Origin of the sequence: Limnovirga soli, assembly GCF_013106755.1 — a bacterium.
Lineage (GTDB): Bacteria > Bacteroidota > Bacteroidia > Chitinophagales > Chitinophagaceae > Limnovirga > Limnovirga soli.
In genome coordinates, this window is record NZ_WHPF01000019.1 from 47,583 (window position 1) to 64,460 (window position 16,878).

General features: G+C 37.5%; 9 protein-coding genes. All 9 read right to left on the reverse strand.

All coding sequences use genetic code 11. From position 1 onward, the window contains the following. Positions 1-40: 40 nt before the first annotated feature. Complete coding sequence (locus tag GD597_RS20280) at positions 41-2,053, reverse strand: heavy metal translocating P-type ATPase (RefSeq protein ID WP_171609743.1); 2,013 nt, start codon at positions 2,051-2,053, stop codon at positions 41-43. Between the two features lie 9 nt (positions 2,054-2,062). Then, the gene (locus tag GD597_RS20285; protein WP_235954376.1) at positions 2,063-2,536 is read right to left on the reverse strand and encodes a hypothetical protein; all 474 of its coding nucleotides are present in this window, start codon (positions 2,534-2,536) and stop codon (positions 2,063-2,065) included. A gap of 711 nt (positions 2,537-3,247) precedes the next feature. Beyond that, positions 3,248-3,682: a Fur family transcriptional regulator gene (locus GD597_RS20290; RefSeq protein ID WP_171609745.1), complete on the reverse strand. Its 435-nt coding sequence runs from the start codon at positions 3,680-3,682 to the stop codon at positions 3,248-3,250. A 56-nt stretch (positions 3,683-3,738) separates the two neighbouring features. Then, positions 3,739-4,941, reverse strand: coding sequence for an efflux RND transporter periplasmic adaptor subunit (locus GD597_RS20295; protein ID WP_171609746.1), 1,203 nt, complete (start codon positions 4,939-4,941; stop codon positions 3,739-3,741). Between the two features lie 47 nt (positions 4,942-4,988). After that, on the reverse strand, positions 4,989-9,302 hold the full coding sequence (locus GD597_RS20300; RefSeq protein ID WP_171609747.1) for a CusA/CzcA family heavy metal efflux RND transporter: 4,314 nt from the start codon (positions 9,300-9,302) through the stop codon (positions 4,989-4,991). Between the two features lie 78 nt (positions 9,303-9,380). Beyond that, positions 9,381-9,698 carry a DUF6660 family protein gene (locus tag GD597_RS20305; protein WP_171609748.1) on the reverse strand — a complete coding sequence of 106 codons (318 nt, stop codon included), beginning with the start codon at positions 9,696-9,698 and terminating at the stop codon, positions 9,381-9,383. Positions 9,699-9,797: 99 nt separating this feature from the next. Then, complete coding sequence (locus GD597_RS20310; protein WP_171609749.1) at positions 9,798-11,849, reverse strand: Piwi domain-containing protein; 2,052 nt, start codon at positions 11,847-11,849, stop codon at positions 9,798-9,800. A gap of 14 nt (positions 11,850-11,863) precedes the next feature. After that, the gene (locus tag GD597_RS20315; RefSeq protein WP_171609750.1) at positions 11,864-14,818 is read right to left on the reverse strand and encodes a type III restriction-modification system endonuclease; all 2,955 of its coding nucleotides are present in this window, start codon (positions 14,816-14,818) and stop codon (positions 11,864-11,866) included. Positions 14,819-14,823: 5 nt separating this feature from the next. Further along, positions 14,824-16,875, reverse strand: coding sequence for a site-specific DNA-methyltransferase (locus tag GD597_RS20320; RefSeq protein ID WP_171609751.1), 2,052 nt, complete (start codon positions 16,873-16,875; stop codon positions 14,824-14,826). Between the last annotated feature and the right edge of the window lie 3 nt (positions 16,876-16,878).

The following is a 16,878-nucleotide window of genomic DNA, read 5'->3' on the forward strand; positions in this document are numbered from 1 at the left end:
ATAAAATTATAGAATTAGGTGCAATCTGTGAAAAAATGCACTAAACCTTTACCTTTTGTATTCTAACTGCATTTAAAATTGCCAATAATGCTACCCCCACGTCAGCAATAACAGCTTCCCATAAAGTAGCAATACCTCCGGCTCCCAGAATTAATACAATCACTTTTACCACCATAGCAATGGTGATGTTCTGCCAAACAATTTGTCTTGTGATTTTACCAATTTTAATTGCTGTGACAATTTTTGAAGGTTGGTCATTTTGAATAACAATATCTGCTGTTTCAATTGTTGCATCGCTGCCCAAGCCACCCATTGCAATACCTGCATCTGCCAATGCTACAACAGGCGCATCATTTACGCCATCACCTATAAAGGCAATGTGCATTCCTTCATTTTTTAATGCCTGTACTTTTTCTACTTTTCCTTCCGGCAATAAATCACCATAAGCATTATCAATACTTAGTAACTGTGCCACTTTTGAAACTACCACCTGCTTATCGCCGGATAACATTACGGTCTTAATATTCAGTTTGTGCATTTCCTCAATGGCCTGCTTTGCATCTTCTTTTATTTCATCGGCAATAGTGATATAACCTGCATATTTATCGTTCACAGCAATTACTACCACCGTGTCAACAAGGTTATCAATTTCAGCAGGGTATTCAATATTAAATTTCTTCAACAATTTTACATTGCCTGCCAAAACATTCTTTCCATCAACCGTACCTTTCAAACCATGCCCTGATACTTCTTCAACATTTTCTGCTTTCAGGCTTTTTGCAGCATCCCCAGCATATTCAACCACCGCTTTTGCAATGGGATGTGTTGAGTTACTTTCCAATGCTGCTGTGATTTTAATCAATTCATCTTTATCAATATCTTTTGTTACTACTTCCTGAACTTTAAAAACCCCTTTGGTAAGTGTACCTGTTTTATCCATCACTACCACGTTCACTTTTGTAACCACATCTAAAAAATTAGAGCCTTTAAACAAGATCCCATTTTTTGAAGCCAATCCTATTCCACCAAAATATCCTAACGGTATTGACACCACCAAAGCACATGGGCAACTAATTACTAAAAATACCAATGCTCTATAAAACCACACGTTGAAGATGTAGGGGTCGATAAAAAAGTATGGAACTAAACAAACAGCTACTGCAAGCGCAAAAACTATAGGTGTATATATTTTTGCAAAGCGGCTAATAAATAATTGAGTTTGAGATTTTCTTGCAGTAGCATCCTGCACCATTTCTAAAATCTTGCTCAGCTTACTATCTTTAAAAAGGGATTTTACTTTTATCTCTGAAACTTTATCAAGATTTATCATTCCTGCCAATACCTGCTCACCCTTGCGTTTTGTATCGGGCTTGCTTTCGCCTGTAAGAGCTGCTGTATTGAATGTACCGGCATCTGAATTTAACTCGCCGTCCAATGCCACTTTTTCACCTGCCTTTACCTGTATAATTTCATCTACCAGAATTTCGTTGGGATGAATAACCTGCGTTGTTCCATTTCTTAAAACGGTTACTTCATCAGGCCGTATATCTAACAGGGCTTTTATACTTCTCTTTGCTTTACTCACTGCTGAATCCTGGAACCACTCGCCAATAGAATAGAAAACCATTACTGCTACACCTTCACTATAAGAGCCAATACTAAAAGCACCGATAGTTGCAACACTCATTAAAAAGAATTCATTAAAAAAGTCTAAGCGTTTAGCTTTTATAAAAGCAAGCTTCAGCACATTATAGCCTGCAAGTAAATAAGCAAGTATGTAAATAATTAAGTCAACCGGAAATGCCGGCTTAAATTTAAATCCAAATTCCATTACCATCATTACCAATAATATAGCAAGAGAAGACAGTAAAGGCCAATGGCTCTGCCAGCCATCGGATTCCTGTCCGCCGTGATTGTGCCCGTCATCATCGGCATGAGCATCATCGTGATTATGTTCCTCACCCTCATTGTGTTCATGCTTAGTATTATCGCCTACAGCAGCGACTTTTTTTGTATTGTCTTTTTCGTCTGTGTTGCAACATTCCTGTGCCATATAAATTAATTAAGAAAGAAAAAATGATATAATGCCTGTTATTACTAAAGTCCATCCGGTAATTATACCCGACTTATGTTCAATTGTATGCCAATTTAATTTTAGTATTTCTTTGTAGGCAAGCCTTACCCACAATACCATTCCCGAAACTGATATAACCAGGTATAACACTGCTATACTTATCAATGCCCAAACCCCTTTTGCACCTGCTAATAAAAAATAGGCTTCTATCTCCATACATGGCGACAAGAACATAGCTATTACCAAGGCCCCTATAATTTTATTTTTAGGAAGTGATGGTTCAGGAGTATTGTGTAAATGAAAGTGCTTGTGCCGGTGATGCTGATAAATAAAAAATGTACCAATTAAAATTAAAATTGCAGGTGCAATAAAATGAGTAAAGTACTCAATTTTACTAGCAAGCTGTAACCCTAACAAACCTAAAATAATACCTATTGCAACAGTACTTAAAGCATGTGCCAACCCAGAAATAAATGTTACCCTGGTTACTTCCTGTAAAGACCAGTTATCTTTTTTGCCAATAGCTAATACAGGCAGCCAATGATTGGGTATTATCGCATGAAGTAAGCTGATAATCAAACTGCCTGTAATGATGCTATACATACTGATTTTACATTGTACTTATTAATGCCAAAATGCCTGAAAGCATTACTATACATTTCCAACAATTAAGTTTCATATTTTAATTTTTTAAGAAAAATTTAAAATTAAGTATGTACCAGCTTTTTCAGTTAATACATACTACATTACAATTAATTCAGCACAATATTGCCATGATGATGGGCATGGCATGCTTCTGCACATTTGATGCATTCGACTGCACATTTTTTACAATGTTCATGTTCATGCTTACTGCATTCCTCGGCACAATGGCGGCAAATCTTTTCGCAAAAAGCTAAAAACTCATGTGAAAATTCGCTTTCCCTAATTAACAGTTTAGCCGCCAATGAGCAAACTTCTGCACAATCCCTGTTTAGTTCAATGCAATGTGCCATAGGTGTTACATCTTGTTCAGCAAGACATGATGCACCGCAGCTTTCGCAAGTTGTTGAGCAAGCCAACAGCTGTTGAATAAGCGCTTCGTGCTTATGCCCTGTATGATGGTGTGATGGTTGTTCGTGATCCATAATTTTTGTTTTAATGTTTGAATAATTTTACAAAACTATTCTAAACTCAGTGCAACTGAATTGCATTGTTGCTGCAGGTGTCACAAATACCCCTTGCTACAAAACTCACTTCCTGTAATTGAAAACTATCTGGTAGCTTTATTACAGGCATGTCTTCTTTTGGCAAACACATTAACTCTTTGCAGCTAGTGCAATAGAAATGAAGGTGCATATCGTAATGCACGCCTGATGTGCAATCCTTATCACATAAAGCATATTTGGTTCCCTCATTGCCATCTCTAATGTCATGGATCAACCCTTTTTCTTCAAAGGTCTTAACAGTTCGATAAATTGTGATCCTATCTGAATGTTGAAATTCGTTTTCCAAATCATTCAAACTTATTGCAGTCGTTTGATTTAGAATGTATTCCAAAACCATTACCCTCATTGGAGTTGGAGTAATTTGTTTTGCAATAAGCATGTTTTCAAGTTCGTTGCTCATAGTATTTTATTTTGTAGATAGACTGCTGAAGTTTTTTGTATGTTGATAGTTTGCTACTACTCTTCCCCGCTTCCTTTTGTAAGCTGTGATAATAAATAATAAGCTCCTTTAATTACCACTTTTGCATTTGCAGGAATTTCTACCAAAGGTAATATTTCGGTAAAGCCTATATCGCTTACACCTTTAGTGACCGGAATTTGTTTGTAATGGTTCTTTTTTGTTTCCAAATAAATATAATGTTCATCACCATTGCTTACAACTGCATCATCCGGCAGGGCATTGGCCTTATAATTATCAATCTGTATCCTTGCCTCCACATACATGCCCGGCAATAATGTTTCAGTTTGTTCTTCGATTTTTGCATGAGCAATAATGGCCTGCTGGTTGTCTTCAAATGATTTGTTTAATGCAAATATGGTTGCCGGATGAACGTGTGATACATCGTTAGCATCTGTAAACATTACTTTGTTGCCAACTTTAACTCTGGCTATATCTTTTTCAAACAGCGTTAGATCCAAATGCAAAAAGCGATTGTCAACTATATCAAATAAGATAGTATTTGCGTCAGCAAATTTTCCCATTGTTAAATTGATATGATGTACAAAGCCGCTGATGGGTGCTGTAACTGCAATACGGTTGGTAAAATTAGTTGTGCTAATTTTTGTATAATTGATACCCTGCAACTGCAATTTGGTTTGCAGGCCTTTTTGTTTTGCTTGTGCCATGCTTAATTCGTTTTGTACCTGCTGCAAAGTTTTTGTTGCATTTATACGATCTTCCTGGAGATCAGTTTGGCGTTTAAATTCTGCTTGCAGATAAACCAGCTGGGATTTGTTTTCTAAATAATCCTGTTGCAATTGTATTACCTCGTTGTTTACAATGGTTGCCAGTGTTTGCCCCTGCTTAACAAAGGTGCCTTCGGTTACATTTATGCTCTTTACAATACCACCAGTTAATATGCTTACCTGTGCCTGGTTCTGCGGTGGCAAGGTTAGTTTGCCGTTAACCTTTAAAGTAGATTTTAAATTGCGCTGCTCTATGCTGCCGATTTGTAAACCAATGGCTTTTATCTGATCGTCTGTAAGCTCTACTTCTGTAACGGTAGTTGCTTCCTTTTTTGCAGTGCTATCTTTTGCAGAGGGTTCTGCGTTGGCTTCGGTTGCTTTGTTTTTGCAAGATGTAATAAAGAGCATAAGGCCAAAGACAAAAGGCAAAAGATATGTTGCTATGGAATAAGATTTTATTTTTGAGACTTTCATGTTTCTGTTTTTTAATAGTGTTTTTCGCAAAATTTGCATTGAAGTTTTTAGCGATTAAGCAAATAATTTAACTGGATAATGGTTTGATTGTAATTATTGACTGCAACTAAATATTCAGTTTTTATTCTGATGGCATCTTTTATGTTTTGGATGTATTCAATATAACCGATATCGCCTGCTTTGTAACTGCGTTGTGCTGCGTTGATAATACTTTCAGCCATTGGCAAACCTTCAGTTTGATAGTATCTTAATTGTTGTAAACTTTGCTGCTGCAATTGATTTTGCTGTAAAAAAAGCGTGGTTATTTCCTGCTGTGATTTATCCAATTCCTTTTTTGCAATTTCAGTCTCAAATCTTGCTGCCTGCGTACGGGCCTTTACGCCATTTTTAAAAATTGGAATGTTGACACCTACGCTGCCATAATAAAATTGCCTTTGCCTGTCTAAACTTTGTGCATTTACCCCCAGGTTAAAAGATGGCTGCCCTTTTGCTTTTTCAGCTTTAATAGCTAATTCTTTTGCTACAAGCTGCTGCTGTAAAAATTGCAACACCGGATGTTTATTTACCAAATTGCTGTCGCTTAAATTTATTTCAGGAAAAGAAGTAAATTCTTCAGGTGCCTGGTATTGCTGGTTTGTACGCAACCATTTTTGCAGATCGGCCAAATAAAAACTTACCTGTGTTTGGGCATGTGCCAATTGCAGCATCAAATCTTTGCGCTGAAGTGTAGCATTGATCTTTTCCAACTTATTACTTTCGCCGACCTGGTACTTTTTGTTTGCATATTTTTCATAGTCGGCAAAAATGCTATCAGTTTGCAACAACAAATTATATTGTTGCCAACTGTAGAGCCAATTGTAATAAGCGTTGGAAACATTTCGTAACAATTCGCTTTTTGTAACCGCTTCGTAAGATTGTGCAACGGCTACATTTTGGCTCAATAAATTTTTCTCTGCTTTATAAGCGTTGGGTAATTTAAACCCCTGCGCCACGCCTACATTATAATCAATTACATTACTATTTATTTGTCCAAAAGCAGTATTAATATTGAAAGGGTCTAATATTGTGGCTGTGCCCGTGAGTGCCTTTTGCTGCTGGGTTTGTAAAGATGCCTGTTGAATGGTGGGGTAATTTTTAGTTGCAATTTCCAATGCGTTTTGTAAAGTTAATTTTGGTGATTGAGCGTTCGCATTAAAACCCAGCACTGAAAACATTATCAAAAACAAAGTGATTGCCGTTGTATTTACTTTCATCTTCTTTTTTCTTTTTAAATAAAATAAACTGTATAAAACAGGCAATACAAACAGTGTTAAGATTGTGGAGGAAAACAAGCCGCCGATAACAACAGTTGCCAAAGGTTTTTGAACTTCTGCACCGGCACTCATGCTAAAAGCCATTGGCAAAAAGCCCAGGGATGCCACGGCAGCTGTTGCTAATACTGGTCTTAAACGGGCTGAACTTCCTTTCAAAATTCTTTTCGTTATATCATCTTCGCCTTCTTCTTTTAAGCGGTTGTAATAACTGATCAAGACTATGCCGTTTAAAACCGCCACGCCAAACAAAGCAATAAAACCAACACCTGCTGAAATGCTAAAATTCATTCCTCTAAGCCATAAAGCCAGAATGCCACCAATTGCCGCTAAAGGAATTGCAGAGAATATAATAATGGCTTCTTTTGCTGAACGGAAGGTTAAGAATAGCAAAAAGAAAATAAGTAACAGTGAAACCGGCACAGCTAATTGCAGCCGTCCTTTTGCTTCTTGCAAGTTTTGAAACTGACCACCATACGTAATGTAATAGCCTTCAGGTAATTTTATTTTTGCATCGAGGGTTTGCTGAATGTCTTTAACTACAGATTCTACATCCCTGCCTCTTGTGTTGGCTTCCACCACTATTCTGCGTTCTGCATCTTCACGACTTATTTGTGCAGGACTTGCTTTAAAAGTTACATCGGCAATTTCGCTTAATGGTATTTGCCTGCCGGTGGGTAAGGGTATCAATAATGCTTTTAAAATATCTGCATCAGTGTTTGGGTCTTTGGTTATACGAACCACCAGATCAAATTTCTTTTCTCCTTCGTAAATCACACCCGCATAGCCGCCAGCATAAGCTGTGTTAAGCGTAGCATTTACATCACTAATGTTTAAACCATATTGTGCAATTTTACTGCGGTTGTATTTTACCACTAATTGAGGCATACCAACAATTTGCTCCACTTTAACATCGGTAAGACCTGGTATATTTTTTATTAACTTGCTTATTTCATTTCCTTTTGCAAACAATACTTCCAAATCGCTGCCGAAAACTTTTATTGCAATATCTGATTTAACTCCAGCAATCAGTTCATTAAAACGCATTTGAATGGGTTGCTCAAAGGTTAAGTTTACACCGGGAATGACACTCATTTTTTCATTCATCTTTTCCGCTAATTCCTCTTTGTTTTTTGCACTTGTCCAATCTTTTTTATCTTTTAAAACGATCATCACATCACCGCTTTCAATAGGCATCGGATCGGTAGGTATTTCGCTGCTGCCTATCTTGCTTACCACTTCTTTTACTTCGGGAAATTGCATGGCAATGCTTTCTAAATGTGTGCTGGTTTCAATTGACTGGGGCAAACTGCTGCCTTGCCTGATAGCGTAGTTAACAGCAAAATCACCTTCGTCTAATTCGGGAATAAACTCGCCACCGAGGGAGTTAAATACAAACAGGGAACCAATAAACAATGCCACTGCCGCCATTAATACCGGTATCCTGTGTGTGATTATTCTTTGTAAAAATGGCTGGTATCTTCCTGTTAACCATTTCATTGCTTTATCCGTAATGTTTTCTTTGCCAGCTATTTTTTTATTAAGGAAAAGACTGCTAACAAGCGGTACATAAGTAATAGATAAAATCATTGCCCCTATGATTGCAAAGCTTACCGTTTGTGCCATTGGCATAAACATTTTTCCTTCAATACCGCTTAATGCAAAAATGGGAATGTATACTATCAGGATAATGATCTGTCCAAAAACCGCACTTGTCATGATCTTACTGCTGCCTTTTGTTACTTCTTCATCCATTTTTATTTGTGACAATTTCTGACCTCTAAAATCCTGAAAAAATTTATGCGTTAAACTTTCTACGATGATAACGGCACCATCTACAATCAATCCAAAATCCAAAGCACCCATACTCATCAGGTTTGCACTTACACCAAACATGTTCATGACAGCCACCGCAAAAAGCATTGATAATGGGATAACACTTGCGACTATTAAACCTGCCCTGAAATTACCCAGGAAAAGTACCAAGACGAATATCACAATCAATGCACCTTCTAATAAATTGGTGCTTACTGTATGTGTTGCCCTTTCTATTAATTTTGTTCTGTCCACAAAGACATCAATGCTTAACCCTTCGGGCAAATATTTTTCAATGGTTGCCATCCGTTCTTTTACCCGCTTAATAACCCTTACCGCATTTTCGCCTTTCTGCATCAGGACTACACCGCCAACGGTTTCGCCCTTGCCGTTTCTTGTGAGTGCCCCGTAACGAGGAGCAAATCCAAAATCAACAGTGCCAATATCTTTTACCAATACTGGAATACCTTTTGTATTGGACACAACAATATTGCTGATATCGCTTAGTTTTTCAATCAAGCCTTCGCCCCGGATAAAATAAACGTTGGGGCCTTTGTCAATATAACTGCCGCCTGTATTGGAATTATTTTTTTGCAGGGCAGTATATACATCCAGCAGAGTGAGGTTCATCGCAGCCAAACGTTCTGGCTTTACGCTTACTTCGTATTGTTTTAATTTGCCGCCAAAACTGCTGACATCTACTACACCTGAAGTGCCTAAAAGCTGCCGCTTTACAATCCAGTCCTGCACTGTCCGCAGATCCATTGAAGTAAACTTGTCTTCATACCCCCTTTTTGGAGCGATGACATACTGATAGATTTCACCTAAACCTGTGGTGGGGGGTATTAGATCGGGCTGGCCATATTCTTTTGGAATATTTTCCTGTGCAACTTTGATCTTTTCAGCTACCAATTGCCTTGTAATATTCAATGGCATATTGTCTTTAAATACAATGGTGATCACAGATAAGCCGCTGCGGCTGGTACTTCGTAATTCCACCAAACCCTGCAACGATTTAAATTCTAATTCTAATGGTGTGGTAATAAACTGCTCCACTTCCTGAGTAGCAAGGTTGGGGCTGTTGGTGATTACCTGCACCTGGTTATTGGTAACATCGGGCAAGGCATCCACACTTAGCTGAGTAAAAGAATAAATACCCCAAAGCATGAAAATTCCCAAAAGAAAACCCGTAATTAATTTATTGTGTACCGAAAAATTTATTATTTTATTGATCATACTAAATATTAGTCAGGTTAATAAATGCTGCCTGACAGGACATAGCTATGTCAGGCAATAAAAAAATCATTAAAAAGATTAACCTAACTGGGGAGGTTGCCAAATGGGAAGGGCAATACTTGTGATTTTTGCAGGGAGATGTATTGAAGCCTTGTCAACTTCATTTAAAACAGGATGAACTAATTTGTAAGTATTAAAGGCCAAGGTGAATCCGGTGCAGCAATTGCAGGCACAAAAGGGTGAGCAGTTGTCTGCATCTGTATGATTCTTTTGTTCGGAAGATTTTGAAATTTCAGCCTTTGCTTTATTGTCATTTGCAGTGAATGCACCGTCCATGCATGGAACGCAACTAAGTGCAAATACCATAACTGCCAATAAAAAAGTGAATAACTTCATTGGCACAAAGATATAAACAATTACTTAAAAGCTGAAGCTTGCTACATGGTTGCAAAGATTGCAATATTAAGCGGTATTGAAAGAGGTTTTGTAGTGTAACTATAAAAACCAAAGAGTTTCCTTACCAAAATCCGGCAGCCTATCGTACTTAAAGTATGGAAAAACCTCCGCCACCATTTCGGGGTAAGCCAAGGTTACCGGCAAATTTTGTTGGCTTACACTTTTCCAGTACATACGACTGAATTGATATACCTGATCAATCAATAAATCAACCAACTCTTTTTCTTCCAGCAGTTCTAAATGGGTGGAAGTCAATTTTATTTTAACAGGAAAGTGATACTCTTTGGGTGTTGGTTTTGAGTTTTCATCGTACCGGGTATTATTGAACAAGAGGTATTCTCTTTCACCTACATTAATATATGTGCCGCTGTAAGGCATTAGCCCTGCGCTTTCTGTATCGAAGGCAAGTAATTCTTTGCTGGCGGTTTTATTAATGGTTACCACTATTACCGGAATTGTTAAATTAAGACTATTGTAAAGGGTATCTAAAATCGGCTTGAGCTCTTTTTTACTGATTAGTTTATAGAAATGTATTATTAACCGGCTGGCCTGGGGGTGTGTATTCAGAAATGTTTGGACTGCCTTTCGGATGGAACCGGCCAGACTTATTGTATCTCCACTACCGAAACAATCAAAACCTTTAAACTCACCTTCATTATTGAAACAGGAGGCTGAACCAACGTACTTTGACTTATGGGTATGTGAATAAAACGCCCCAATGCCTACAATTAATTCATCATTTGGCTGCCGGTTAAGCCGCCAGGGTATGCCACCAAGCTTTGCTAAAATGGCAATTTGTATGTTGGGCAAAAAATAATTAAAAGCATCTTTAGTAATGTTCTCTTTAAATATTACCTGTGAAAGATAGCTGTGTGTAAGCAGCATTTCTTTTACCCGGTAATAAATCCGTCTGCGTTCATAATCAGGTTCAAACTTGGCAACCGGGCTTATGTAAACAGCAAAGTATTTTGTATCGGGCTGCTTTGTGCGGTCTTTAATGCTTTCCCAAATTGTTTTAACTGCAGTGTCTGTACTTTCAAAACAGATATCAAGGCTTTCATCAAATGAAAATGTTTGATGTATAAAATCCTGCATGTTGGGATGGTATTTATAGCCTTTCAAAAAATAGCCTTTCAGTTTTTCCATTAAAGGTTTATCCGCCAGCATGTAAATAAAAAAGAATTTTACATTATTAGGAGGCGGAACCGGTCTGCATGGGCCTAATCGTTTTAAATCTAATTTAGGCTCTTTTCCAATGCCTTTTCCAAACTGTAGTTTATTAGAATCGCCACTGATTACTTCAAATTGATCTATTGTTCTTGTTACAAAACCAGTTTTAACAAGTGGTATTATTTTTCTGAATGTTTCATCATCCAGATACTTTGTATAGAACCCTGTAATTTCTTTATAATATTTTGGGTAGCGGTTTGTAAGATCTGGGATGTCGAACCTGATGCCCAGTTCCGGCTTTAATGTATTGCTTACAACCGGGAAGACTTTATGAAGGTTTAGTTTATGTTCATCTGGCAGGTATTTCCATCTGTGCAGAATACCGTTGCAGTTCATCCAGTTAAATTTAGCCGTATCGAAGCCTACCATTTCCTTTACACTTTGCTTGTACACTTTTGTAGTACCATCATAAGCAATCACCAGTTCTGGACCATTGCTTACTTTGTTGTGCTGCACTTTTAAAGTATATTGGCTGTACACATTGTATTTTACAGAATTGCTGACTTCGTTTAAAAACCATACTTCCACTTCTTTGGTGAAATTGCGGTGCATGATATGTGCCACGCCGTTTTTGAAATGGTTGAAAATTAAATGCCGGTAGTAGTGTGCTGCAAAATCTGTATGTATTGTAAGGTCTATATCCAGCACCAAAGCTCCTTCTTGTGGTTGCTGAAAATCTGTATAGAGCCAGGGAAAATCTGCCCGTTCCAGCAATGTCATTTTACCATCGAGCAAGCCAGTCATATCTTCTTCTACATAAAAGGAGCAGTAGCCTTCTTTGTACTCTTTGTAAAAGGCAAAGGTTACCTGATGTACAGGTGGGTTGAAAGGAATGATGTTGAGTAGTAGGTTTTGCTGCATACTTTATCATTTGATTAAATTAAAACTTCATCAATAATCTGTTTGATCTTCTTATTATTCAATTGTGTTTTAAACTCAACTTTATAACCATCAATTGTCAATTGATTAAAGAAAACCTTTGCACAATCAATCTTGGCTTGTTCAATTCCTCTAAGAGAAGTCTGATTCTCAACATCTTTTGTTTCCACAATTACATTCAGAATCTTTTCGCCATTATCCTTCTTTACAACATACATAAAATCGGGGCTGTATGACTGACCTGTGATAGTAGGAATTGCAATACTGCTTCTGGGTATTTTACCATAAACAATAATTTCTTGAATACCATCTACTAACAGATTTTCCTTTTCCAACGGTGAATCAAAGGCATATACATCATACAGGTATTTTGCAGACGGAGTACCGTCAATAAACTTTGTCCCTATAACTCCCTGAGTAATTTCAGATCTCGGTGTACCATCTGAAAAAGTTAGTGCGGTTGCTTTAACGGGAAGATTAGCTTTGGAGTAACTGAACCTACCACTCAATTTTTCTATCTTCCAATCCTGAAACAGTTTTACGAAATTGGCCGCACTTTGCTCATTTATTCTTTCGGCTTGAACATTGTTTACTTTAGCATACTCAGACAAAACTGCATGAAGCAATTGAATAGACAGGTTCGTTTGTCGATTGATACGCTTTAAAAAATCATTATATCGTAAAGGCTTATTGATCTTATACTGCACCCCGGTATCTTCATTTATGGTTGCTTTAGTACCAGTTGTATTTAATTCTTCCCGCCTGCTGATGATGTAGGTGTCAGAAAAAACACCATTCCTGAGCAAACCCAGTAACTCATTAAAAAGAAAGTTCTCCTGTTCAATTCTTTCATAATGCAGAATGTATTTGCTGTTTATTTCTTCCCAAAGGGTTTTCAGTTCAGCATATACTGCTTTACGGATTTTGATTTTCTTTTCTTTCTTTTTATTGCGGTCTTCTACCTTGCCTTTTTGCAAGCCAACAGTAAACTCAGGGTACTCCTCAAAGAACTTATCGCTGTTCTCAGCTTTGATATTTTTGTTACGGTCAATAAATTTTTTGCTGAGTAACTCTACAAAAAGATCGTCAGTATCCAAATTTCGTTTTAAAGCCACCTCGGCAATCATTTCATCTGTAATGGCAAAGCCTTGCGGTAAGTCTGCATTTATTTCATTCACCAACTTTTGTGCAAAGTCTGCTTCGGTAAAATCAATAACATAGTTGAGTTTAAAATCCTCATTGGAAATTCGATTACCAAATTCATCAACCGGCAAACGTAAACCCCTGCCTACTTCCTGAATCTTGCTATTTTCACTGCCACTACTCCGTAGCTTTGCAATCGTGAACACATTAGGATTATCCCACCCTTCTTTTAAAGTCCACTTAGAAAACAAAAACCTGCGGGTGCTAAAGTTTCCCTCTTCATCTTTTATTGCAAGTAGTTTTTTCTTCTCATATAAAATTTCCTGTACTTCCTGTGCAATGGCTTCATCTGAACTACTATTGTCCTGTGAAAAGTATCCTGCATGGGTAGCATTCAAATCCGCTTTAGAAGCTAATAAGTATTCCTTGTATTCATTTTCCTGCTCCGTGAGTTTAGGAATTACTGCATCAATATTTTCAGAAAGCAATCTTTCAAAAGATTCTTTGAGATAGGGTTGCTTTTCCTGGCCCTCATTTACACGATAAGAATAAATGTCATCAATAAAAAAGAGAGCCAGCGTCTTTATCTTATTGTTTCTGCCGAAATTAATTCGTTCTGTTTCTAAGTGTCGTTCCAATGCAAGCCGGATCATGCTTTCCTGATAAGAAGTAGAATAAATGTCAGTACTAAATTCTTCGCCAGTGGATTTAACCTGACCATTCGACAATTCTACCGTGCTGGTAGTTATGCCATCTATAACAATACCCTCCAACTCAGGGGCAATCATACCCAAACTATCACCTTTCTGTAATTCAAAAGATTTGGTTGGTCCTTCTTTTTGAATGAGATTAAAACGTACAGATGTTTTGCTCTGCACGCCCATGATTTTTACCTTATCCTGCTTCTGGCTTACCGGCTCGAAATGTTCTTTGGCAATGCCCTTAATCAGATTTTGGTTAAATGCCTGAAAAGAGTTTAAATCATACAACAGGTTATGATAATCTTTCCGCTTTATTTTATTTCTGCCTCTGCCTGTTTCTATTTCAGGGAAGGTTGCACCAAAGCGAATGATTGTTTGAGGACAAATATTTTTTTCGATAAACTCGTATGCTTTTTGCGTTTTGCTGAAACGATGCGGTTCATCAATAATTACAAAAGGTTTTGTAGCCTTAATACCTTCTATGGGTTTATAAAAACCTTCAACTCCGTAATCGTAGGTATCAGTCAGTAATTTTGAAGTGCCACCCAATAAACTCATGTTGGTGAGCAGCACATAAATTTTATTGGCATTCTGGCTACTACCTGCTACAAACTCTCTCACCACACCGGGGAAATAGTTCTTGCCTTTTTTCTTTTTTGTAGCTTCCAGCACCAACACATCCAATTCTGTTCCATAGCCACATTGGTCTTTGAAATGCCTTTTGGTATAGCCATCTTGCATAAACTGCTTGGCTCCTGCTTTTATGGCGAGTGTAGGCACAGCTACTATAAACTTATTAATACCATAACGCTTGTGCAGCTCAAACATGGCAGCAGTGTACACATAGGTTTTACCGGTACCAGTTTCCATCTTAATATCCAGATTCAGATAGCTGCCTATTTCATTGAGTGTTTTGTACTCAGCCGGAATAGCATTGTCTTTTTGTACCTGGGTCATATTGGTCATCAGGGTCTGCCTATCCAAAAGCAGCGTAGGATTTTGATAATACAGGCTGTTCTTCTGTATCAAGCCCGCACTCAGCACATTGGCTATGGCCGTGTATGCTTTTACTTGATGGGGCAAATCATTTTTTAATATCAGTTCCATAGCTGTTAGTACCTTACGGTGAAGTTTATTTTTAAATTCTTCTCTCCATCGTTAAGGATGCGAAGGTTTTTCTCTATCATTTCATTGATACTCCAATCAGGAAAGCTATAACCAAACAATACCAGATTCTCAGGATTGAAGTGCCCTTCTGCATCGTATTTACTTAGTAGGGCTTTCATGCTTTCCAGTGTAAATCCTGGGTCAATCAGATACAGATGTTTTTGACAATAGTAAGCGGTGTAACCAGCTAAATCTACCGCTTCAGCGGTATGGGTGAGGCCATATCCATCGGCATTAAGCCAGGTAGCCAAAATGGTGGGCTTGCCAAAATCATCTAAAATGCTGGTGTCGGCCAATAGCCCTGCCTTATAAAAACTTTCCAGTTTATCTAAAGTATTTTGATTGGGCTCGGAAAGTATGTAGTGCTTAAAACCTAAGTCAAGTGCTTTATCCGGGTGTTCCTTTTTTATTTTGGCTGCTGCTCGTTTGATGCGTTCAATTCCGATGTAATCCAAACTATGAGGATAATTATTTGCGTCCAAAAATTCTATTACTTTTTGAATTTTTGCTTTATCACTTGCAGAGGTTGAAGCAAGTTTATTATCTAAGTTTTCTGGCAACTGGATTGAAATAAACTTTCTCGAACCATAAGAAGAGTTTAAACTTAATACTGCTTCCGCAAATGATCCTGAACCTGAGAAAAAATCTAAGCAAACTGAATCTAAGGCTGAACCTAAGCTCAATACTTTTTTTAATAAATAGGTTGGCTTAGGAAAATCGAACACATCACCCATTTCATACTTTCTTAATTCTGTAGAACCTTGCTCAGTAATCACGCCTGTTTCATCCCATATTTCATCTTCGTCATTTTCTTCGTCATCAACAATTTCAATGTCGTCAAACCAAATCGTTTTCGCTTTGTAAGTACCTTTTCTATATTTTTCATAAATCCCATATTCACCTGTTGTTTTTATTCTTCCAACAACATTGCTGAGCATCGTATTTGCTTCGGAATTTTTTAAAAACTTTTTAGTACCCCAACGCCAGCAGCTTTCTGAACCCTCGCTATTTAATGGAAGTACTTCTATAGAATAATCACTGCCTTTTTCAAGTGAAGTTGGAGAATAGCCATTTGCATCGATAATTGATGGGTTTATGTATATTGGATAAAACAAATTTGGACGATTGAACCGACCATATTTTGGATTTCTATTTCTTAGTTCTCTTTCAGAATAATCCCCAACATCGTCAGTCTTGGTTGATCCACTTATTTCTTTTTTTAACTCATTTATTATAGAGCTTTCAGACCTTACATAAACTAATAAATATTCATGCGTTTTTGCTAATTGCTTATACGTTTGGCCTCTCTTATTTGATTGAATAACTATTTGTGCAATTAAATTCTCCTCCCCAAACACATCATCGCAAAGGAGTTTCAGGTTAGCTTGCTCATTGTCGTCAATCGAAATAAAAATTACTCCATCATTTTTCAATAAATCTCTTGTCAGTAGCAGGCGGCTGTACATAAACATGAGCCATGCACTATGTGAAGCAGAGCCCCGCTTGGTAAGGTTCAAAATACGTTCAGCTTCTTCTTCGCTCACACTCAGTTTTTCCTGTAAGGCCTCTTTGTTGTAATTGAAATTGTCGAAATATACGAAACCATCCGACCCTGTATTGTAAGGCGGATCTATGTAAATACATTTAATTTGTTCATTGTAGGATTTTAATAAATGTTTTAACCCATCCAGGTTATCACCACTTATATAAATGTTTTCGCTGTTGGCATTTTCCGGCAGGCTGTTGTGGTTTTCGTTGGGCTGAATAACTGTGGTGGTCTCTGTACTTGCTAAAAGCTTTGCATAACTTTTGCCCAAAAACTTTAGTTCATAACCTTCCTGTACCAGATTGGATGTAGCCGATATTTCCGTCTTAAAACGTTCGATGTCAAAAGAGCCATCGGCTTTAAAACAAGCAGGGAAATTCTCTTTTAGTACAGCCAATTGCTTGCTGTTCGGTGTGGTGTTGTCGTTTTGTTGTATAATGTCTTTGATCATCTT